General features: G+C 74.6%; 18 protein-coding genes and 1 tRNA gene. 17 read left to right on the plus strand and 2 right to left on the minus strand.

Annotated elements, in window-relative coordinates; translation table 11 throughout:
* The 17 genes from mfd to CAE01nite_RS11940 all read left to right on the plus strand — a co-directional run.
* A partial coding sequence (mfd, locus tag CAE01nite_RS11865; protein ID WP_146904656.1) for a transcription-repair coupling factor occupies positions 1 to 3,595 on the plus strand: 3,595 nt, incomplete at its 5' end.
* A 187-nt stretch (positions 3,596 to 3,782) separates the two neighbouring features.
* On the plus strand, positions 3,783 to 4,319 hold the full coding sequence (locus CAE01nite_RS11870) for a hypothetical protein (RefSeq protein ID WP_146904659.1): 537 nt from the start codon (positions 3,783 to 3,785) through the stop codon (positions 4,317 to 4,319).
* The gene (locus CAE01nite_RS11875; protein ID WP_246131172.1) at positions 4,316 to 5,155 is read left to right on the plus strand and encodes a MazG nucleotide pyrophosphohydrolase domain-containing protein; all 840 of its coding nucleotides are present in this window, start codon (positions 4,316 to 4,318) and stop codon (positions 5,153 to 5,155) included. The genes CAE01nite_RS11870 and CAE01nite_RS11875 overlap by 4 nt, the downstream gene beginning before the upstream one ends.
* A gap of 91 nt (positions 5,156 to 5,246) precedes the next feature.
* Positions 5,247 to 6,959, plus strand: coding sequence for a histidine kinase N-terminal 7TM domain-containing diguanylate cyclase (locus CAE01nite_RS11880; RefSeq protein WP_186816566.1), 1,713 nt, complete (start codon positions 5,247 to 5,249; stop codon positions 6,957 to 6,959).
* A gap of 32 nt (positions 6,960 to 6,991) precedes the next feature.
* Entirely contained in the window at positions 6,992 to 8,272 is a 1,281-nt protein-coding gene (gene eno, locus CAE01nite_RS11885; RefSeq protein ID WP_146904665.1) for a phosphopyruvate hydratase, read from the plus strand.
* 121 nt (positions 8,273 to 8,393) lie between these two features.
* On the plus strand, positions 8,394 to 9,191 hold the full coding sequence (locus CAE01nite_RS11890) for an FtsB family cell division protein (protein ID WP_246131173.1): 798 nt from the start codon (positions 8,394 to 8,396) through the stop codon (positions 9,189 to 9,191).
* 50 nt (positions 9,192 to 9,241) lie between these two features.
* Positions 9,242 to 9,760, plus strand: a complete 519-nt coding sequence (locus tag CAE01nite_RS11895; RefSeq protein WP_146904668.1) for a DUF501 domain-containing protein — start codon at positions 9,242 to 9,244, stop codon at positions 9,758 to 9,760.
* A gap of 73 nt (positions 9,761 to 9,833) precedes the next feature.
* Entirely contained in the window at positions 9,834 to 10,790 is a 957-nt protein-coding gene (locus CAE01nite_RS11900; RefSeq protein WP_146904671.1) for a Ppx/GppA phosphatase family protein, read from the plus strand.
* Positions 10,791 to 10,922: 132 nt separating this feature from the next.
* Positions 10,923 to 12,422 carry an NAD(P)/FAD-dependent oxidoreductase gene (locus tag CAE01nite_RS11905; protein WP_186816567.1) on the plus strand — a complete coding sequence of 500 codons (1,500 nt, stop codon included), beginning with the start codon at positions 10,923 to 10,925 and terminating at the stop codon, positions 12,420 to 12,422.
* Positions 12,423 to 12,630: 208 nt separating this feature from the next.
* A tRNA-Leu gene (locus CAE01nite_RS11910) sits at positions 12,631 to 12,704 on the plus strand.
* Positions 12,705 to 12,867: 163 nt separating this feature from the next.
* Positions 12,868 to 13,680 carry a DUF8692 domain-containing protein gene (locus CAE01nite_RS11915; RefSeq protein ID WP_146904677.1) on the plus strand — a complete coding sequence of 271 codons (813 nt, stop codon included), beginning with the start codon at positions 12,868 to 12,870 and terminating at the stop codon, positions 13,678 to 13,680.
* Positions 13,681 to 13,815: 135 nt separating this feature from the next.
* Positions 13,816 to 13,944: a hypothetical protein gene (locus tag CAE01nite_RS18780; RefSeq protein ID WP_281285599.1), complete on the plus strand. Its 129-nt coding sequence runs from the start codon at positions 13,816 to 13,818 to the stop codon at positions 13,942 to 13,944.
* 274 nt (positions 13,945 to 14,218) lie between these two features.
* A complete protein-coding gene (locus tag CAE01nite_RS11920; protein WP_146904680.1) occupies positions 14,219 to 14,461 on the plus strand; it encodes an acyl carrier protein in 243 nt (80 codons plus the stop codon).
* Between the two features lie 105 nt (positions 14,462 to 14,566).
* Positions 14,567 to 15,442, plus strand: a complete 876-nt coding sequence (locus CAE01nite_RS11925) for an ATP synthase subunit B family protein (RefSeq protein ID WP_146904683.1) — start codon at positions 14,567 to 14,569, stop codon at positions 15,440 to 15,442.
* Positions 15,439 to 15,894 carry a phage holin family protein gene (locus CAE01nite_RS11930; protein ID WP_307724998.1) on the plus strand — a complete coding sequence of 152 codons (456 nt, stop codon included), beginning with the start codon at positions 15,439 to 15,441 and terminating at the stop codon, positions 15,892 to 15,894. Before CAE01nite_RS11925 ends, CAE01nite_RS11930 begins: the two co-directional genes overlap by 4 nt.
* The gene (locus CAE01nite_RS11935; protein ID WP_146904686.1) at positions 15,891 to 16,673 is read left to right on the plus strand and encodes a DUF3618 domain-containing protein; all 783 of its coding nucleotides are present in this window, start codon (positions 15,891 to 15,893) and stop codon (positions 16,671 to 16,673) included. The genes CAE01nite_RS11930 and CAE01nite_RS11935 overlap by 4 nt, the downstream gene beginning before the upstream one ends.
* Positions 16,674 to 16,785: 112 nt before the next feature.
* Positions 16,786 to 17,862, plus strand: a complete 1,077-nt coding sequence (locus CAE01nite_RS11940; protein ID WP_222595915.1) for a YihY/virulence factor BrkB family protein — start codon at positions 16,786 to 16,788, stop codon at positions 17,860 to 17,862.
* A gap of 39 nt (positions 17,863 to 17,901) precedes the next feature.
* Here CAE01nite_RS11940 and CAE01nite_RS11945 read toward each other — a convergent pair whose 3' ends face one another.
* Positions 17,902 to 18,786, minus strand: coding sequence for a siderophore-interacting protein (locus tag CAE01nite_RS11945; protein WP_146904689.1), 885 nt, complete (start codon positions 18,784 to 18,786; stop codon positions 17,902 to 17,904).
* A 144-nt stretch (positions 18,787 to 18,930) separates the two neighbouring features.
* Positions 18,931 to 19,596, minus strand: coding sequence for a response regulator (locus CAE01nite_RS11950; RefSeq protein WP_281285601.1), 666 nt, complete (start codon positions 19,594 to 19,596; stop codon positions 18,931 to 18,933).
* Positions 19,597 to 19,711: the final 115 nt, after the last annotated feature.

A 19,711-nucleotide genomic window follows, 5' to 3' on the forward strand; every position in this document is an offset into this window, starting at 1 on the left:
CCCGCCGCTGCTGGCCGCCCTCGCCGGAGCGCGCCCGACCGACGGTCCGACCGACGCCGGCCGGCCGCAGGCGCCGGGCGCGGGACGACGGGCCGGGCGTCCGCTGGTCGTGGTCACCGCGACCGGCCGCGACGCCGACGACCTGGCGGGCTCGCTGCGCTGCTACCTGCCCGACGACGACGTCGCCGTCCTGCCGGCATGGGAGACGCTGCCGCACGAGCGGCTGTCCCCGCGCAGCGACACGGTCGCCCGCCGGCTGGCCGTGTTCCGCCGCCTGGCGCACCCGGCAGACGCCGCCGGGCAGTCCGGCCCGATCCGGGTGCTCGTCATGCCGGTGCGCGCCCTGCTGCAGCCGGTCGTCGCCGGCCTGGGTGACCTGGAGCCCGTCGAGCTCAACGTGGGGGACCAGGCGGACCTGGAGGACGTCGCCGACCGGCTGTCCGGCGCCGCCTACGCGCGCGTCGACATGGTCGAGCGCCGCGGGGAGTTCGCCGTCCGCGGCGGCATCCTCGACGTGTTCCCGCCCACCGAGGACCACCCGCTGCGCGTGGAGTTCTGGGGCGACCAGGTGGAGGAGGTCCGCTGGTTCGCCGTCGCGGACCAGCGGTCGCTGGAGGTCGCCACCCACGGCGTCTGGGCACCGCCGTGCCGGGAGATCCTGCTGACCGAGGACGTGCGCGCCCGCGCGGCGGCGCTCGCGCAGGAGCTGCCCGGCGCCGCGGAGATGCTCGAGCGGCTCGCGCAGGGCATCGCCGTGGAGGGCATGGAGTCCCTCGCGCCGGCGCTGGTGGAGTCGATGGTCCCGGTGCTGGACCTCGTGCCGGACGACGCGCTGCTCGTCGTCGCCGACCCCGAGCGGGTCCGCCGGCGCGCGCACGACCTGGTGGCCACCACCGAGGAGTTCCTGGCCGCGGCCTGGACGTCCGCCGCGGCCGGCGGCCGGACCCCGATCGACCTGCGCGCCGCGTCGTTCGCCACGTTCTCCGACCTCCGGCACATCGCGGCCCGCCGGGCGCTGGGCTGGTGGACGCTCAGCGCGTTCGGCATGGCGCCCGCCGACGGCGCGGGCACGGGCGGGGACGACGCCGACGACGCGCTCGCCGTCGTCGGGGACGCCGGTCACGGCGACGACGAGCCCACGACGCTGACGATCGCGGCCCGCGACGTCGAGGGGTACCGCGGGGACGTCGAGCGTGCGGTCACCGACGTCCGGGCGCTGCAGCGCGACGGCTGGCGCCTCGTGCTGACCACCGAGGGGCACGGTCCGGCCCGGCGCATGGCGGAGCAGCTCGTCGCGGCCGACGTGCCGGCGCGGCTGGTGGGGGAGATCCTCACCGAGCCCGAGGGCGGCGTCGTGCTCGTCACCCCGGCCCCGGCCGGCCCCGGCTTCGTGTCCAGCGACCTGCGGATCGCGGTGTTCTCCGAGTCCGACGTCACCGGCCGGGCCGGGTCCTCCACCCGGGACATGCGCAAGATGCCGTCGCGGCGGCGCAACGTCGTCGACCCGCTGCAGCTGCGCACCGGGGACTACGTGGTGCACGAGCAGCACGGCGTCGGCAAGTTCGTCGAGCTCGTGCAGCGCACGCTCGGCTCCGGCGCGAGCGCGGCCACCCGGGAGTACATGGTCATCGAGTACGCCGCGTCCAAGCGGGGCCACCCCGGGGACCGCCTGTTCGTGCCGACCGACCAGCTCGACCAGGTCACCAAGTACTCCGGTGGGGAGTCGCCCGCGCTCAACAAGATGGGCGGCAGCGACTGGGCCAAGACCAAGGGGCGCGCCCGCAAGGCGATCAAGGAGATCGCCGGCGAGCTCATCCGCCTCTACTCGGCCCGCATGGCGACCGCGGGCCACGCGTTCGGCCCGGACACGCCCTGGCAGCGCGAGCTGGAGGACGCGTTCGCCTACGTCGAGACGCCGGACCAGCTGGTCACGATCGACGAGGTCAAGGCCGACATGGAGAAGTCCGTCCCGATGGACCGCCTGGTCTGCGGCGACGTCGGCTACGGCAAGACCGAGATCGCGATCCGGGCGGCGTTCAAGGCGGTGCAGGACGGCAAGCAGGTCGCCGTCCTGGTCCCCACCACGCTGCTGGTCCAGCAGCACCTGGACACCTTCACCGAGCGGTACGCGTCCTTCCCGGTGACGGTGCGCTCGCTGTCGCGCTTCCAGACCGACGCCGAGGCCAAGGAGGTCGTCGCCGGCCTGGCCGACGGCACGGTCGACGTCGTGATCGGCACGCACCGCCTCATCACCGGCGAGGTGCGGTTCAAGGACCTCGGGCTGGTGATCGTGGACGAGGAGCAGCGGTTCGGGGTCGAGCACAAGGAGACGCTCAAGCAGCTGCGCACCAACGTCGACGTGCTCGCGATGAGCGCGACGCCGATCCCGCGCACGCTGGAGATGGCGGTCACCGGGATCCGGGAGATGTCCACGCTGGCGACCCCGCCGGAGGAGCGGCACCCCGTGCTCACCTTCGTCGGCGCGTACGACGAGAAGCAGATCACCGCCGCCGTGCGCCGCGAGCTGCTGCGCGAGGGCCAGGTGTTCTACGTCCACAACAAGGTCGAGTCGATCGAGCGGACCGCCGGCCGGCTCGCCGAGCTGGTGCCCGAGGCCCGCATCGCCGTGGCCCACGGGAAGATGAACGAGCACACGCTGGAGCGGGTCATCCAGGACTTCTGGGAGAAGAAGTTCGACGTGCTGGTCTGCACGACGATCATCGAGACCGGGCTGGACATCTCCAACGCCAACACCCTGATCCTCGAGCGGGCGGACGTGCTGGGCCTGTCCCAGCTGCACCAGCTGCGCGGACGGGTCGGCCGCGGCCGCGAGCGGGCGTACGCCTACTTCCTGTACCCGCCGGAGCGGCCGCTCACCGAGACCGCGCACGACCGGCTGGCGACCATGGCCGCGCACACCGACCTCGGCTCGGGCATCCAGATCGCCATGAAGGACCTGGAGATCCGCGGTGCGGGCAACCTCCTCGGCGGCGAGCAGTCCGGCCACATCGCCGGCGTCGGGTTCGACCTGTACATCCGGATGGTCGGGGAGGCCGTCGCCTCGTTCCGCGGCGACGCCGAGCCGGAGGCGCCCGAGGTCACCATCGAGCTGCCGGTCGACGCCCACATCCCGCACGACTACATCGCCCACGAGCGGCTGCGCCTGGAGGCGTACCGCAAGATCGCGGCGGCCGAGACGCCGGAGGCGATCGCGGCGATCCGCGACGAGCTGGTCGACCGCTACGGCGCGGTGCCCGAGGTGGTGGAGAACCTGTTCGCGGTTGCGGAGTTCCGCAACGCGGTGCGCCGGGCGGGCCTGTCCGACGTGACCGCGCAGGGCAAGTTCGTGCGGTTCGCCCCGGTGGACCTGGCCGAGTCCGCGCAGCTGCGGCTCAAGCGGCTCTACCCGGGCACCGTCCACAAGCCGGCGCTGCGCACGATCCTCGTCCCGTTCCCGACGACGGCGCGGATCGGCGGCAAGCCGCTGCACGGCGGGGAGGTCCTGGCCTGGGCCCGGCAGCTGGTGGACGCCGTCGTCATGGGGGACGTGGCGACGGCGGCCGCGGTGGGGACCGCGGCGGTGGCGTCGCGCTAGGACCGACGCGCGCGTCGGCGTCGCGCCGAGACGGCCGGCGACGTCGTGCTCGGCCGGCCGGGCGCGGCGGCGTCGTGCCGAGACGGCCGGGCGCGGCGGCGCCGTCCGGCCGGGCCGGGGCTCGACCGGGCCCTAGCATGAGCCCCGGTCGACGACGACCGCTGGCACGACGACGTGGAGGTCTGCGGTGACGGTGCGATCCTCGCTGGTCCGGCGCAGGGCGATGGGGCTCACGGTGCTGCTGCTCGGTGCGGCGGCCACGACGGCCTGCTCCCCGGGTGGCGGCGCGGCGGCCGTGGTCGACGGCCGCGCGGTCCCGGTCGCGGACCTGCAGGCCGCGGCGGGCGAGCTCGGCCCGTACCTGGACGGCGCGACACCGTCCAGCCTCCTGCTGGTCCTGGTGGCCGAGCCGACCGTGACGGAGGTCGCCGCGGAGAACGGCGTCGCCGTCTCCGAGCAGGAGGCGGAGCAGCAGCTGGCCGCCGTGGTCGCCGACGACCCCGAGGCGCCGGACTTCGGCCCCGCCGCGGTGACCGTCGCGCGGTTCTCCCTGCTGCAGCAGGAGCTCGGCCAGCTGCCCGACGCCGAGGAGGTGCAGGCCGACATCCTGTCCCGGCTGCGGGACCTCGACATCGACGTGAACCCGCGGTACGGCGAGCTGGACTTCGACCGCGGCGGGATCGCGCCGGTCGAGCACCCGTGGCTGGTCCCCGAGGCGCCGTGACCACCGAGCCGCCGGGCGGGCGCGGCATGACGCGCCTGGTCGCCGTCATGGACACGCTCCGGTCGCCCGGGGGCTGCCCGTGGGACGCGCAGCAGACCCACGAGACCCTCGTGCCGTTCGCGCTGGAGGAGGCGCACGAGCTCGCCGAGGCGATCGAGTCCGGTGACCGGACCGGGATGCGGGAGGAGCTCGGCGACGTGCTGCTCCAGGTCGTGTTCCACGCCCGCCTCGCCCAGGAGCACGAGAGCGACGCGTTCGACCTGGACGACGTCGCCGACGCGATCAGCGCGAAGCTCGTGCGCCGCCACCCGCACGTGTTCACCCCGCCCGCGCCGGCGGGCGGGACGCCCGACGACGCACCGCTCGCGGACGGCACCGTGTCGACCGAGCCGACCGACGTGCACGTGCGCTGGGAGCAGATCAAGAAGGCGGAGAAGGCGCGCACGTCCGTACTCGAGGGCATCGCCCTGGGCCAGGGGTCGCTCGCCCGCGGGGAGAAGATCCTCGCGCGGGCCCGGCGCGGCGGCGTGGACGTCGACGTCGCCCAGGTCGCCGGCCGCCACCGCGACGCGGCGGCGCCCGAGCGGTCCGCGTCCGCGGAGCTCGGCGGGCGGCTGCTCGGCCTGCTCGGTGAGGCCGACGCGGCCGGGCTGGACGCCGAGGCGGCCCTCCGGGCGGCGCTGCGGACGCTGGAGGCGACCGTCCGGGAGGCCGAGGCTGCCGCGTCCGCGTCCGCGTCCGCGTCCGCCTCCCGGCCCGGCACCGGTCCCGAGCCGAGGGCCGAGCCCGGTCCTGGGCCCGAGCCCGAGCCGACGCCGGAGGTCCCGCGCGGCTGACCGCTCGCCCCTCAACCGGCCGCCCCCGCGGCCGATGGGCCCGGGGTAGCCGCGCGCCGCGCGGCCGGTCGAGTCGTGGTGAGGGGTGCGCGTGTTCCGGACGGACCCGGCGGGCGTCGCCTACTCGGTCGCCGGCGTGGTGTTCGTCCTGGTCGCCGCGGTGACCTGGCGCCGGCGCACGCTCAACCCGCCGGTGGCCCGGGCGCTCGTCGCCGTCATGCTGGGCGCGTGCTGGTGGTCCGTGGCCGACGCCGTCGCGGTCGCCGCGGTCGAGCCGCGCGTGGCCGGGGTGGCGTCGCTGGCGATCTTCCCCGGCCTGGGCGTGACGGTGGCGACCTTCGTCTGGCTCGCCGCCACCCTCGCGCGCACCCACGGCTCGCCGCGCCGCCGCCTCCTGGCCGGGCTGCTGGTGGAGCCGGTGCTCATCACGGCGGCGGCCGCGACGAACCCCTGGCACGCCCTGGTCTACACCGGCGCGGGCACGCCGGACCTGACCGGGTCGGCCCTGTGGGGCTTCGGGCCGCTGTTCTGGGTCCACTCCCTGTACTGCTACGCCGTCCTGGCGGTCGGCATCGCCATGGTCGGCCACGCCTGGTGGACGGCGCCCGCCGCCTTCCGCGCGCAGCGGCTGGGTCTGCTGGTCGCCGTGCTGGTGCCGGCGGTCGGCAACGCCCTCAACCTCCTCGGCGCGCTGCCGGTCGACCTCGACCCCACACCGCTCGGCCTCGCGGGCACCGGCGTGGTCATGGCCTACGCGCTGTTCCGCGAGCACCTGTTCACCTTCACGCCCGTCGCCCGCGCGCTCATCATCGAGGGGATCAGCGACGCGATCGTCGCCGTCAGCCCCATGGGCCGCGTCATCGACGTCAACGCCGCCGCCGTCGACCTCGTCCACCGCATCGATCCCGGCGCCACGCAGATCATCGGCGCCCGTGCCGCCGACCTCCTCCCGGCGTCCATGGCCGGCACGGACGAGGCCACCGAGGTGCACGTCGATCTCGACGGGCGACCGGCCGAGCTGCACGTGCGCAGCTCCCGCCTCGTCGGCCGCCGCGGCCGGTCGCTCGGCAGCGTCCTGGTGGCCCGCGACGTCACGGAGGTCGCCGCCCAGCGCCGCCACCTCGCCGAGGCGAACGCCCGGCTCACCGAGCAGGTCGCAACGATCGAGCGGCTACGGTCCGACCTGGCCGAGCTCGCCGGCCGGGACGCGCTCACCGGGCTGCACAACCGCCGTCATCTCGTCACCGAGTTCGCGGCACTGCTCGCCGCCGCGGGCTCCTCCGGGGAGCCGCTGAGCGTCGTCCTGCTGGACGTCGACCGCTTCAAGTCGATCAACGACCGCCACGGCCACCTCACGGGTGACGCGGTGCTCGTGGCCGTGGCCCACCTGCTGGCCGGTGCCGCGCCGGACGGAGCGCTGGTCGCGCGCTGGGGCGGGGAGGAGTTCTTCGTCGCGCTGCCCCGCACGTCCGGCCCCGAGGCCGCGAGCTTCGCCGACGGGGTGCGCGCCCGGCTGGAGCGCGACGGCGTGGCGGTCGCCGGCCGGACGATCCCCTGCACGGTCAGCGGCGGGGTGGCGACGTCGACCGCGGACGGCGCGACCACCGACGCGCTCTTCCACGCGGCCGACGTCCGGCTGCACGCGGCCAAGCGGTCCGGCCGCAACCGGGTCCTGGCCTGCGGCCCGGGCGTCCCACCGCCCGCCGGCCACGCGCCGGCAGCCCTCGTCACGCCCGAGCCGGTGGCGGCCGGGGGCGGCGACGGTCCCCGCCCCCGGCGCGAGAGGGGATCGGCACTAGGCTGAGGTGGCATTTCCCCCCAGCCCAAGGAGCATTCATGGCCAGCATCGAGGCCGTCGGCGCACGCGAGATCCTCGACTCTCGCGGCAACCCCACCGTCGAGGTCGAGGTCGCGCTCGACGACGGCACCATCGCCCGGGCCGCCGTGCCCTCGGGCGCCTCGACCGGTGCCTTCGAGGCCGTCGAGCGCCGCGACGGCGACAAGGCCCGTTACGGGGGCAAGGGCGTCGAGGACGCGGTCAACGCCGTCATCGACGACATCGCGCCCGAGCTCATCGGCTTCGAGGCGACCGAGCAGCGCCTCGTCGACGCCGCCCTGATCGACCTGGACGGCACGCCCAACAAGGGCAAGCTCGGCGCGAACGCCATCCTCGGCGTCTCGCTCGCCGTCGCCAAGGCCGCCGCGGACTCCGCCGACCTGCCGCTGTTCCGCTACGTCGGCGGCCCGAACGCGCACGTGCTGCCGGTCCCGATGATGAACATCCTCAACGGCGGGTCGCACGCCGACTCCAACGTCGACGTCCAGGAGTTCATGGTCTGCCCGATCGGCGCCACGACGTTCCGTGAGGCGCTGCGCACCGGCGCGGAGATCTACCACTCGCTGAAGTCGGTGCTGAAGTCCGAGGGCCTCGCCACGGGTCTCGGCGACGAGGGCGGCTTCGCCCCGAACCTGTCGAGCAACCGTGCGGCCCTCGACCTCATCCTGGTCGCGATCGAGAAGGCCGGCTTCGTGGCCGGTCAGGACGTCGGCCTGGCGCTCGACGTCGCGGCGACGGAGTTCTTCCGCGAGGGTGCCTACCAGTTCGAGGGCCGCCCGCACTCGCCCGAGGAGATGCTCGCGTACTACGAGCAGCTCGTCACCGACTACCCGCTGATCTCCATCGAGGACCCGCTGTCGGAGGACGAGTGGGACAGCTGGGCGCAGCTCGTCTCCACCGTCGGCAACCGGGTGCAGGTCGTCGGCGACGACCTGTTCGTCACCAACCCGACCCGCCTGGCGAAGGGCATCGAGATGCGCGCGGCGAACTCGCTGCTCGTCAAGCTCAACCAGATCGGCACGCTGACCGAGACCCTCGACGCCGTGACCCTCGCCCAGCGCAACGGGTACACCGCGATGATCTCCCACCGGTCCGGCGAGACCGAGGACGTCACGATCGCCGACCTGTCGGTCGCGACCAACGCCGGCCAGATCAAGACCGGTGCGCCGGCCCGCGGCGAGCGGATCAACAAGTACAACCAGCTGCTGCGGATCGAGGAGGAGCTCGACGACGCCGGCCGCTACGCCGGCCGCAGCGCCTTCCCGCGCCACCAGGGCTGAGCCCGTCCGACGGAGCCCGGCGACCCTCGGGGTCGCCGGGCTCCGTCGCGCCCGGCGCCGGGACACGTCGAAGGACGGGGGCTGCGGCTCCCGCCGGGCACGACGGGGCACAATCGGTGCCATGTCCCCGCGTCGCCCGAGCTCCCCGCACCGCGGTGCCCGGGGGACGGGGACCGGGTCGAGCACCCCGGCGCGCGGGGTGCCGAGCGCGCGCGGGTCCGTCCGGCACGGCTCGAGCCGCAGCACCGCCGGGGTCACCCGGACCGGGCGCGGCGCGGCTGCGCGGACGGGTGCCCGGGGCGCGTCGACGCGGCCGGCCTCGCGCACGGTGGCCGGCTCGGGCGGCCGACCCCCGGCCGGGACCGCGGTGGAGCAGCCGCTGCGCGTACCGCGCATGTTCACCGTCCGCGCGATGGTGCTGTTCGTCGTCCTCCTGCTGGCGTTCGTGCTGCTGTTCCCCACCGTGCGTGCCCACCTGGCGCAGCAGGCCGAGAACCGGGCGCTCGCCCAGGAGGTCGCCGACGCCCGGGAGCGCACCGAGGACCTGACCGCGGAGCTCGAGCGCTGGGGGGACGAGGCATACGTGGTGGCCCAGGCGCGTGAGCGGCTCGCGTTCGTCCGCCCGGGCGAGACCGCCTACCGCGTCGTGGACCCCGAGATCGTGCCGGACCCGACGGAGCCGGTCGTCCCGCCGGCCGGCGCCGGGCCGGCGCTCGCGCCCTCGGGCACCACGGACCCGTGGTACAGCACCATCTGGGAGTCGGCCCGCGTGGCGGGGGAGGCGGACGTGCAGGACCCGACGCCGGCCGACGGCGCCGAGTCACCTGCCGTGCCACCCCTCGTGCCGGACCCGGCGACCGACCCCGCGGCGCCGGACCCCGCCGTGCCCGCGGGCGACGGCTCCTCCCTGCCGGACTGACCGGCACCATCTCCGCCCGGCCCCACGGGGCCGACGTCGAACGGACCGCAGTGAACTCAGCCCCGCCCCCGTACGCGACCGGCGAGACGGTCGTCCCGCGCGATCTCGAGACCCTCGCCGAGCAGCTCGGACGGGTCCCGCGCGGTGTGGTCGGCATCGCCGCCCGGTGCGTGTGCGGTCGCCCGCTCGTCGTGCGCACCGCTCCCCGCCTGGACGACGGGACGCCGTTCCCGACGACGTACTACCTCACCTCGCCCGGTGCCGTGGCGGCCGTCAGCACGCTCGAGGCCGGCGGGCTGATGAAGGAGTGGACCGCCCGGCTCGCCGACGACCCCGAGCTCGCCGCGGCCTACGCCCGCGCGCACGAGCACTACCTGACGCAGCGGGAGGAGCTCGGGCACGTCGAGGAGATCGCCGGGATCTCGGCGGGCGGCATGCCGACCCGCGTCAAGTGCCTGCACGTGCTGGTCGGCCACGCGCTCGCGGCCGGCCCCGGCGTCAACCCGCTGGGCGACGAGGCGCTGGAGCTCATCCGCCCGACGTGGCGGCCGGACCGCTGCAGCTGCTGACGCCGGCGCCTGGGAGCCGGGGGCGTGCCGTGGCGGGCGGAGGGTGCGCGGGGGAGATGGCAGGCTGCAGCCCATGACACGCGTGGCCGCCATCGACTGCGGGACCAACTCCATCCGGCTGCTCGTCGCCGACGTCGACCCGGCCGGCGGCGCGCTCACCGACCTGGACCGCCGCATGGAGGTCGTGCGGCTCGGGCAGGGCGTCGACCGCACCGGGCGGCTCGCCCCCGAGGCGCTCGAGCGGACGTTCGCCGCCACGCGCCGCTACGCCGACATCTGCGCCGAGCTCGGCGTCGAGCGCACGCGCTTCGTCGCCACGTCCGCGTCCCGCGACGCCGAGAACCGTCAGGACTTCGTCGACGGCGTCCGCGCGGTGCTCGGGGTCGAGCCCGAGGTCGTCGGCGGGGACGAGGAGGCGACCCTCTCCTTCCGGGGCGCCACGAGCGTGCTCGCCGACCGCCACCCGGCACCCTTCCTGGTCGTCGACATCGGCGGCGGGTCCACCGAGCTCGTCCTGGGGACGACCACCCCGAGCGCGATGCTGTCCATGGACGTCGGCTGCGTCCGGCTGACCGAGCGTCACCTGCACGACGACCCCCCGACCGCCGCCCAGGCGAGCGCCGCCGCGACCGACGTGGGTGCCGCGCTGGACATCGCGACCGGGGTCGTGCCGGTGGGGCGGACCGCGACGCTCGTCGGCGTCGCGGGCTCGGTGACCACCGTGACCGCCCACGTCCTGGGGCTGCCGCGCTACGACCCGGAACGGATCCACGGGGCCACGCTGGGCGTCGACGAGGTGCTGGCCGCGTGCGACGACCTGCTCCGGCGCACCCGCGCCGACCGGGCGGCCCTGCCCTTCATGCACCCGGGGCGCGTCGACGTGATCGGCGCCGGAGCCCTCGTGTGGGCCGAGGTGATCCGCCGGGTCCGCGACGAGGTCGCGACCGCGGGGGGCGAGCTGACGCACGTGGTCACCTCCGAGCACGACATCCTCGACGGCATCGCGCTGAGCGCCGCAGCCCGGACCTGAGGCGCCCCGCGGCCCGGGTGGCTGCTCGCACGCCCCGTGGCCGTGCGGTGTGGCCGCCGTCACGGCCGGTGCGACAGGACCGACGCGCGGGCGGAGATGAAGGACGCCCCCCGGCGAGATACGGTTTCCGACATGTCTACGACTGCCCCCGTCCAGGGCGACGCCACGAAGAGCGCGTCGGCCCCGCGTCCCCGCAAGATCCCCCGGGTCGTCGTGCTCGGCGGTGGCACGGTCGGCCTGTACTCGGCCCGCCGGCTGCACAAGCGCCTGGGCAAGCGCGAGGCGGCGATCGTCGTCGTCGACCCGCGCCCGTACATGACGTACGCGCCGTTCCTGCCCGAGACCGCCGCCGGGTCGATCGACCCGCGCAACGTCGTGGCGCCGCACCGGCGCGCGCTCAAGGGCATCGACGTCCTGCAGGGGCACGTGACGGAGATCCGCCACGCGGACCGCACGGTCCAGGTCCAGCCGGAGGAGGGTGACCCGTACTGGATCACCTACGACCACCTCATCGTGGGACTGGGCTCCGTCGCCCGCACGCTGCCGATCCCCGGCCTGGCGGAGGAGGCGATCGGCTTCAAGAACGTGGAGGAGGCCGTCGCCGTCCGCAACCACGTGCTCAACCGGATCGACGTCGCGGCGTCCACCTGGGACCCCGAGCTGCGCCGCCGGATGCTGACCTTCACCTTCGTGGGCGGCGGGTTCGCCGGGATCGAGGCGATGGCCGAGCTCGAGGACATGGCTCGTGCGGCGGTGAAGTACTACACCTCGATCGAGCAGTCGGACATGCGCTGGGTGCTCGTGGAGGGGTCCACCCGGATCCTGCCCGAGGTCAGCGAAGAGCTCGGCGGCTACACCCTGGAGCAGCTGCGCAAGCGCAACATCGAGGTCCACCTGTCGACGTTCCTCAGCTCGTGCGAGGGCGGGCACGTGGTGCTGTCGAACAAGACGGAGTTCGACTCGGACACCATCGTGTGGACGGCCGGGGTCAAGGCCAACCCCGTGCTGAAGAACTCCGACCTGCCGCTGGACAAGATGGGCCGGGTCGTCTGCCTGCCGACCCTGCAGGTCGCGCAGGAGGACGGGACCGTCGTCGCGGACGCCTGGGCCGCCGGTGACTGCGCCGCCGTGCCGGACCTGATCAACCCGGGCAAGTTCTGCCCGCCCAACGCCCAGCACGCGCTCCGTGAGGGCAACCACATCGGCGACAACCTCGCGCGCGTCCTGCGCAGCGCCGAGCCCACCGAGTACAAGCACAAGAACCTCGGCGCGGTCGCGTCGCTCGGCATGTACAAGGGCGTGGCCCAGCTGTTCGGCCGCGTCAAGCTGCGTGGCTTCCCCGCGTGGGTGATGCACCGCGGCTACCACGTCATGGCGATGCCGACCTTCAACCGCAAGGTGCGCATCGCGTCGGGCTGGATCGGCGCGGCGCTGTTCCGCCGCGAGGTCGTGGCGCTCGGCTCGCTGCACGACCCCCGTGCGGAGTTCCGGGCCGCCTCCGTGCCGCCCAAGGTGAAGCCCGAGCAGGCCGCCGTGGCGCCGGAGTCCGCGACGGACGTCGCCACGTCTCCCGACGCCACGACGAAGCCGGGCCAGCCGGTCCAGAAGGACGCCAGCTCCTGGGACAGGTGAGCCCGGGACGCGCCGGCTGACGCCGGCACGTCGGTCGGACGACCGCCGCACGACCCCGAAGGGCCCCGCCGCACGGCGGGGCCCTTCGCCGTCCGGACCGCCGCACGGCGGGGCTCTTCACCGCCCCCACCCCGGGCGCGAGGACGCCCCGAACGGCTCGCTGACGACCGTCCGGCGGTGGCTGGCAGGATGGGCGCCGCGCGGCATCGCCCCCGTAGCCCAATCGGCAGAGGCAGCCGGCTTAAACCCGGCCCAGTGCAGGTTCGAACCCTGTCGGGGGCACCCTCGTCGCCCCGCCGTGCCTGCCCGACGCCCGCCCGACGCCTCGCCGGGCGCGGGTGAAAACCCGTCCCACCCGGGTGAACGGGGCAGGAACGGCGGGTGACGGCTTCCATACTGGCGGCGAGCTCCGGCGCGGTCGGGGGACCACGGGCGGAGGACTCGCATGGCCATCGATCACGTCACCAGGGCGCGGCGCGTCCGCACCTCCGCGCCAATCCCCGGCGGTGAGCCCGCCTCCCCGCGCGTCCCGCTGGAGCGCCGCGCCGTCTGGGCGCTCGGGCTCCCGACGGTCGCCGTCTTCCTGGCCGCAGCCCTGATGCAGGTCGCGATCACGGTGTCCGGACCGCACCCCTGGCTCCTCGCGACGTTCGGGCTCGACGGCGAGCACAACGTCCCCGCGTTCTGGAACTCCGTCCTGCTGCTGGCGATCGCCGCGGCAGCCCTGCTCCTGTCCGTCCTCACGCCCACCGGACGGACGCCGTCCGCCGGCCTCTGGCGCCTGGCCGCGGTCGCGGCGACCTACCTGTCGATGGACGAGGCGCTGTCCCTGCACGAGAAGCTCGGCAGGCCGGTGAACTGGCTCTCGGAGCGCTGGGGCGTGGACGTGCCCACCTACACGTGGGTGATCCCCGGGGCGGTCATCGTCATGGCGGCGGGGGTCCTGGGCGTGCGCGTCGTCGCGTCCCTGCCGCGGGACGTCCGCCTCGGCCTGGTCGCCGGCGTCGCCACCTACGTCTCGGGTGCGCTGGTGGTGGAGACGGTCAACGGCGCGCTCTTCGCCGCCGGGCGCCACTCCCTGTACGCGCTGTCCACGGGTGTGGAGGAGCTGCTCGAGATGACCGGCTGCCTCGTGGTCGCGTGCGTCCTGCTGCGGCTCGTCGACCTCCACCCCGTGACGCGCGTCATGACGCTGCGCGCTGCCGCGTCGCCGCGGGTGGAGAGCGACGACTCCGCGGACCTCACCACGTCGGACTAGGGCTCCGCCCTCCCCCCCGGCGGACGGCGGGGGCGGGCGTCCGTGGCGACCTCGCGACCTGCCGCCTGCGACCACGTGGTCGCGATGCGCTGCGGCGTCGGCGAGCCCCCTCCCGCGGGCACCAGGTCGGCCGCGGTGAGGCGGGACGTGGACGACGTCGACGCGGGCGTGCACCGGATCGACGGCCGTCCGACCGCCTTCTACTACACCTGGGCCCGCGCCGCGCGACGAGCGCGCGCGGTCCGGCCCTCGGCGCCCCGATGAGGCCGGCACCGGCACCCTGTCGACCCCTCCGTGCCCGCGACCTGCGGTTTTCTCCGGTTGCGGGACCTGGGGGCCTCCATATGCTGGTTCGAGGTCAAGCCACGGCCAGCCGATCCGGTCGCCCGGGTTCCGTCGACGACCGGACCGCACGACGCACCGACGGTGCGGCGGGTGTTCCGGACGGGCGGGGCTCGGCTCCGCCGGCGCCACCGCGGCAGCGCCCCTCCCGCAGCTCACGGCGGGTTGGATCACACGAAGAGGAAGGTGTCTCGCGATGGCAACCGGTGAAACCGGGTTCGACGACGTCAGCTTCGACTTGATCTCCCTGCAGTACCACTCGCTCAAGGCGGGTCACGACTACGGCCAGTACGTGCGGGACGCCCGCAACGCCGGCCGCGAGGACATCGCGACCTTCTTCGAGCAGGTGATGGCCGAGGACTCCAGCCGCGCCCAGCGCTGCCACGAGTTCCTCCGTGAGCTGTCCGGGTCCGGGGAGTCGGGGCCGGCTCTGACCTAGAGCCGGTGCGGGTGTCCCACCCGCATCCTCGGCACCTCGGTGCACAGCGCCCCCACCGGCGGGCGTGGCCGCTGCCAGCAGACCAGCACTCCAGCGAAGGGCAAGATGATGACCGAGAGCTACGACAACACCCGTCCCCCCGGAACCCTGCCGACCTCCGACGAGCTCGGCGACAGCACGCTCCCGCCCTCGTACCCGGCGGGATCGGGCTCCTACGAGACCGGGACCTACGGGACGACGACGTACACCGGCGCCCACGTGGCCGACGACTCGGGCGACACCTCGAAGGTCGACCAGGCCAAGGAGAAGGCCGGCGAGGTCAAGGACCAGGTCAAGGGCGAGGCTCAGAACGTGGCCCAGACGGCCGCCGCAGCGGGGAGCCGCGTGGCCGACACCGCCAAGGAGCAGGCCGCCCAGGTCACCGGCGAGGCCCGCCGGCAGGCCAAGGACATGCTGCAGCAGACCAAGAGCCAGCTGACCTCCCAGGTCGGCGGCGGCCAGCAGAAGCTGGCGACCGCCATCCGCACGGTCGGCACCGAGCTGAGCACGATGGCCGGCGCCTCCGACCAGCCCGGCGTCGCGTCGGACCTGGTCCACCAGGCGTCCGGGGTCGTCGACTCCGTCGCCTCGTGGTTCGAGAACAAGGAGCCGGCCGACGTGCTCGGCGAGGTCACGACCTTCGCCCGTCGTCGGCCCGGAGCCTTCCTCCTCGTGGCCGCGACCGCTGGTCTCGTCGCCGGCCGCCTCGCGCGGAGCCTGAAGGACCAGGCCACCGCCGACCAGGAGGCCGCGCAGCCGAGCTACGTCGGCGGCGACTACGCCACCACGGGCTACGAGACGGCCGCGACGGGGTACACGACCGACACCGGCTACGCCGGTGACGCGTACACCACGCCGACGACGTCCGCGTACGGCACCACGACGTACGGCACCCCGGACGTCCCGGGCACCACGACCGGTGGCTACGGGGGCACGGCATGAGCGCCCCCGACCTGGGCGGCGCCACCGCCATGAGCCCGCCGGCGACCTCGTCGTCGTCGGGCAGTGACTCCCCGTCGATCGGCCAGCTCTTCGGCGAGGTGAGCAAGGACATCTCCACGCTCATGCGCCAGGAGGTCGCGCTCGCGAAGGCGGAGATCACCCAGTCGGCCAAGCAGGCCAGCAAGGGCGCCGCGATGTTCGCCGGCGCCGGCTACGCGGGGCACCTGACCGTGCTCTTCCTGTCGTTCGCGCTGTGGGCCGGCCTGGCCTACCTGCTCGACAACTGGGCCTGGTCGGCGCTGATCGTCGCGGTGATCTGGGGGATCGTCGCCGCCGTGCTCGCACTGCGCGGCAAGAAGGAGATGAAGGAAGTCCAGGGCATGCCGAAGACGGCGGACACCGTCAAGAAGATCCCTGACGCGGTCAAGGGCAACGAGGAGGCAGCACGATGAGCAGCAACGACCCCGAGCAGATCCGCCTGGAGATCGAGCGCACGCGCGCCGAGCTGAGCAGCGACGTGGACGCCCTGACCGACAAGGTCAGCCCGAGCAACATCGCCCACCGCCAGGTCGACAAGGCCAAGGGCGTCGTCGGCAGCGTGCGGGAGAAGGTCTTCGGCGCCGCGTCGCACGTCAAGGAGTCGACGTCGTCGGCCACCTCGTCCGCCGGAGGCGGCCTGTCGTCGGTCGGCGGTGCGGCGCACTCCGCCGCCGGGTCCGTCGCCGGTGCGGCGCACTCCGCCGCCGGCTCCGTGACCGGTGCGGCGCAGTCCGCCGCCGGCACGGTCACCGGTGCGGCGCACTCCGCCGCCGGCACGGTCAGCGGAGCCGCGCACGCGGTCGGCGACCGGGTGTCCTCGCTCGGTGGCGCCGCGGCCGGCGCACCGTCGGCCGCGATCCGCCAGGCGGAGGGCAACCCCCTCGCCGCGGGCCTCATCGCGTTCGGCGTGGGCCTGCTGACGGCCGCCCTCCTGCCCTCCACGCAGAAGGAGCGCGAGGCCGCGCGCACCGTCAAGGAGAAGGCGCAGCCGATCGGCCAGCAGCTCGGTGACGTCGCCAAGGGCGTCGCCGCCGACCTCAAGGAGCCCGCCCAGGAGGCGGTCGCCGCGGTGAAGTCGACCGCGACCGACGCCGCCCAGGCGGTCAAGGACGAGGGCACCTACGCGACGATGGAGGTCAAGGAGGGCGCCCAGGGCGCCGTCCAGAACGTCCGCTCCGAGCAGCAGGGCTGAGCACAGCACGACAGATCGACCCGCCGCCGCGGGCACGGGCAGCCTCCGTGCCCGCGGCGGCCTCGTGTGGCGGTCAGACGCCGCACGACCCCTCGACGCGACAGGACGACCGATGGCAGACACCAAGAAGGCCCAGGCCCCGCACCCGGACGACCCGCGCAAGCCTGACGACCCGTCGGACCTGACCAAGCCGTCGTGGAAGTACATCCTCCGCAAGACGATGCGCGAGTTCGGCAAGGACCAGTGCACCGACCTGGCCGCCGCGCTGACCTACTACGGCGTGCTGGCGCTGTTCCCCGCGATCCTGGCCGTCGTCTCCCTGCTCGGCCTCGTGGGTGACCCGCAGAAGACGGTGGACGCGATGCTCGGCATCGTCTCCGACCTCGGCCAGCAGGACGCCGTCCGCACCCTCGAGCCGACCATCAGCAAGCTCGCCACCGCCCCTGCGGCGGGCCTGGCGTTCGTCACCGGTCTGCTGGGCGCCCTGTGGTCGGCGTCCGGCTACGTCGGCGCGTTCGGCCGGGCGATGAACCGCATGTACGAGGTGCAGGAGGGGCGTCCCTTCTACAAGCTGCGCCCGCTCATGCTGCTCGTCACGCTCGTCGCCGTCACCCTCATGGCGATCATCGGCCTGTCCCTGGTGGTGAGCGGCCCCGTCGCGGAGGCCATCGGCAACGCGGTCGGGCTCGGCGGCACCGCGCTGACGATCTGGAACATCGCCAAGTGGCCGGTCCTGGCCGCCCTCGTCGTGCTCGTGATCGCGATCCTGTACTACGCCACCCCGAACGTGCAGCAGCCGAAGTTCCGCTGGATGAGCATCGGGGCGGGCATCGCGATCGTCGTCGCCCTCGTCGCGTCGGTGCTGTTCGGCTTCTACGTGTCCAACTTCGGCAGCTACAACGAGACCTACGGCTCCCTGGCGGGCGTCATCGTCTTCCTGCTGTGGATCTGGATCATGAACCTCGCGCTCCTGTTCGGCGCGGAGTTCGACGCCGAGGTGGAGCGCGGGCGCGAGCTGCAGGCCGGCATGCCCGCCGAGGCCACGCTGCAGCTCCCGCCGCGGGACACCACGAAGATCGAGAAGGACGAGAAGAAGGAGGCGGAGGACCTCAAGCGTGGCCGAGCCCTGCGCGAGCAGGCCGGCCGCAGCCAGACCCCCGAGTCGGAGCAGCCCGACCGCAAGGGCTGAGCCCGCCCACCTCGCTCCGTCACGAGGCCGTCGCCGTGCTCACCCGAGCCCGGCGGCGGCCTCGCGCTCCTCCACCTCGCGGTTCCAGTCGCGCTTGGCCGCGCGCCAGCCCTCGTCGTCGGCCCCCAGCCGCCAGTAGCCGGAGACCGACAGGTTCTCGACCGGGACACCCCGCTCGATGCGCAGGTGGGCTCGCAGCTCCTTGACGAAGCCCGCCTCGCCGTGGACGAACGCGTGCGGCACGCCGTCGGCCCACCGCAGGCCGCGCACCTCCGCGACGAGCGCCTCGCCCACCGGGCGCCCCGACCGGTGCACCCACCGGACCTGGGCGCCCGCCGGGACGTCGAGCGGCACCTCGTCGGCGGGGCCGTCCACCTCCAGCAGCGCGACCGCCCGGGCTCCGGCGGGGAGCCGCTCGAGCACCACAGCAGCGGCCGGGATCGCGCTCTCGTCCGCAACCAGCAGGTGCCAGTCGGCGTCGGGGGACGGCGAGTACGCCCCACCGGGGCCGAGCAGCAGCAGCGTGTCGCCCGGGCGCGCGCGGGCCGCCCACGGACCGGCCAGCCCGGCGTCGCCGTGCACGACGAAGTCCAGCGTCAGCTCGCCCGCGGCCCCGTCCCACACGCGCACGGTGTAGCTGCGCAGCCGCACGGGCTGGTCGGCGGGCAGCACGTCGCGCAGCGCGTCGAGGTCGACCCGGTCGTCCTGGTCGCGCGGCAGCACGTCCGGCGCGGCCGGGGGGAGGAAGACGGCCTTGACGTAGGAGTCCGCGCTCGACGACGGCGCGTACCCGGCCAGCCCCGGACCGCCGAGCACGACACGCACCATGGCCGGCGCGATGCGCTCGGTGCGGACGACGGTGGCGGTCAGCGCGGAGCGTGGCCGTCGGGTCGGGGTCTGCGGCCGGGTCGGTGCGTCGGTCACGGGTCTCCTCGGGCAGCGGCGGGCCGTACCGCGACGGGGACGGGTCCGTCACGCCGGCAGGTCGGGCGAGGCTAACCTGCGCCGCGGCGCCTGCGGTGCGGCGCCCGTCCGGCGGTCACCGGGCGGGCGGTCACCGGTCGGGCGTCAGCCCGGCCTGACCAGCCCGGACTCGTAGGCGAGGACGACGGCCTGCACCCGGTCGCGCACGTCCAGCTTGGCCAAGATCCGTCCGACGTGGGTCTTGACCGTCGCCTCGGAGAGCACGAACCGGCCCGCGATCTCGGCGTTGGACAGGCCCTCCGCCATCGCGCGCAGGATCTCCAGCTCCCGGGCCGTCAGCAGCCGGAGCCGGGGGTCCAGGGTCGGGGTGCCGGGCTCGGGGTCCCCGGGAGCCGGCAGCGCGCCGGCGAACATCTCCAGCATGCGGCGCGTGACCCGGGGCGAGACGACGGCGTCCCCGGTGGCCACGGCGCGGATCGCGGCGACGAGCTCGGCGGGGCGGGCGTCCTTGAGCAGGAACCCGCTGGCGCCGGCGCGCAGCGCGGCGAACGCGTACTCGTCCAGGTCGAAGGTGGTCAGGATGAGCACCCGGCACCCCGGCACGGCCTCGACCAGCCGCTGCGTCGCCTCGATGCCGTTGACCCCCGGCATGCGCACGTCCATCAGGACGACGTCGGGGCGCAGCGCCTGCGCCTGGCGCACCCCCGACTCGCCGTCCCCGGCCTCCCCGACGACGACGACGTCGTCCTCGGCCTCCAGCACCAGCCGGAACCCCATCCGCAGCAGCGCCTGGTCGTCGACGAGGAGCACCCGGACGGGTCCGGCGTGCTCGGTGTGCCCGGTGCTCCCCGTGGCGGCCGGTGCCGGCGATCGGTCCTGCGTCACCGCTCCTCCTCGTCCGTGCTCATCGGTGCCGGACCCCGTG

This window comes from Cellulomonas aerilata, assembly GCF_007991755.1.
GTDB lineage: Bacteria > Actinomycetota > Actinomycetes > Actinomycetales > Cellulomonadaceae > Pengzhenrongella > Pengzhenrongella aerilata.

Coding starts and splice junctions, on each gene's coding strand:
- CAE01nite_RS11930 (WP_307724998.1), top strand. CDS start 15,439: ATGAGCGCCCCCGACCTGGGCGGCGCCACCGCCATGAGCCCGCCGGCG.
- CAE01nite_RS11915 (WP_146904677.1), top strand. CDS start 12,868: ATGGCCATCGATCACGTCACCAGGGCGCGGCGCGTCCGCACCTCCGCG.
- CAE01nite_RS11890 (WP_246131173.1), top strand. CDS start 8,394: ATGTCCCCGCGTCGCCCGAGCTCCCCGCACCGCGGTGCCCGGGGGACG.
- eno (WP_146904665.1), top strand. CDS start 6,992: ATGGCCAGCATCGAGGCCGTCGGCGCACGCGAGATCCTCGACTCTCGC.
- CAE01nite_RS11925 (WP_146904683.1), top strand. CDS start 14,567: ATGATGACCGAGAGCTACGACAACACCCGTCCCCCCGGAACCCTGCCG.
- CAE01nite_RS11935 (WP_146904686.1), top strand. CDS start 15,891: ATGAGCAGCAACGACCCCGAGCAGATCCGCCTGGAGATCGAGCGCACG.
- CAE01nite_RS11900 (WP_146904671.1), top strand. CDS start 9,834: ATGACACGCGTGGCCGCCATCGACTGCGGGACCAACTCCATCCGGCTG.
- CAE01nite_RS11920 (WP_146904680.1), top strand. CDS start 14,219: ATGGCAACCGGTGAAACCGGGTTCGACGACGTCAGCTTCGACTTGATC.
- CAE01nite_RS11905 (WP_186816567.1), top strand. CDS start 10,923: ATGTCTACGACTGCCCCCGTCCAGGGCGACGCCACGAAGAGCGCGTCG.
- CAE01nite_RS11940 (WP_222595915.1), top strand. CDS start 16,786: ATGGCAGACACCAAGAAGGCCCAGGCCCCGCACCCGGACGACCCGCGC.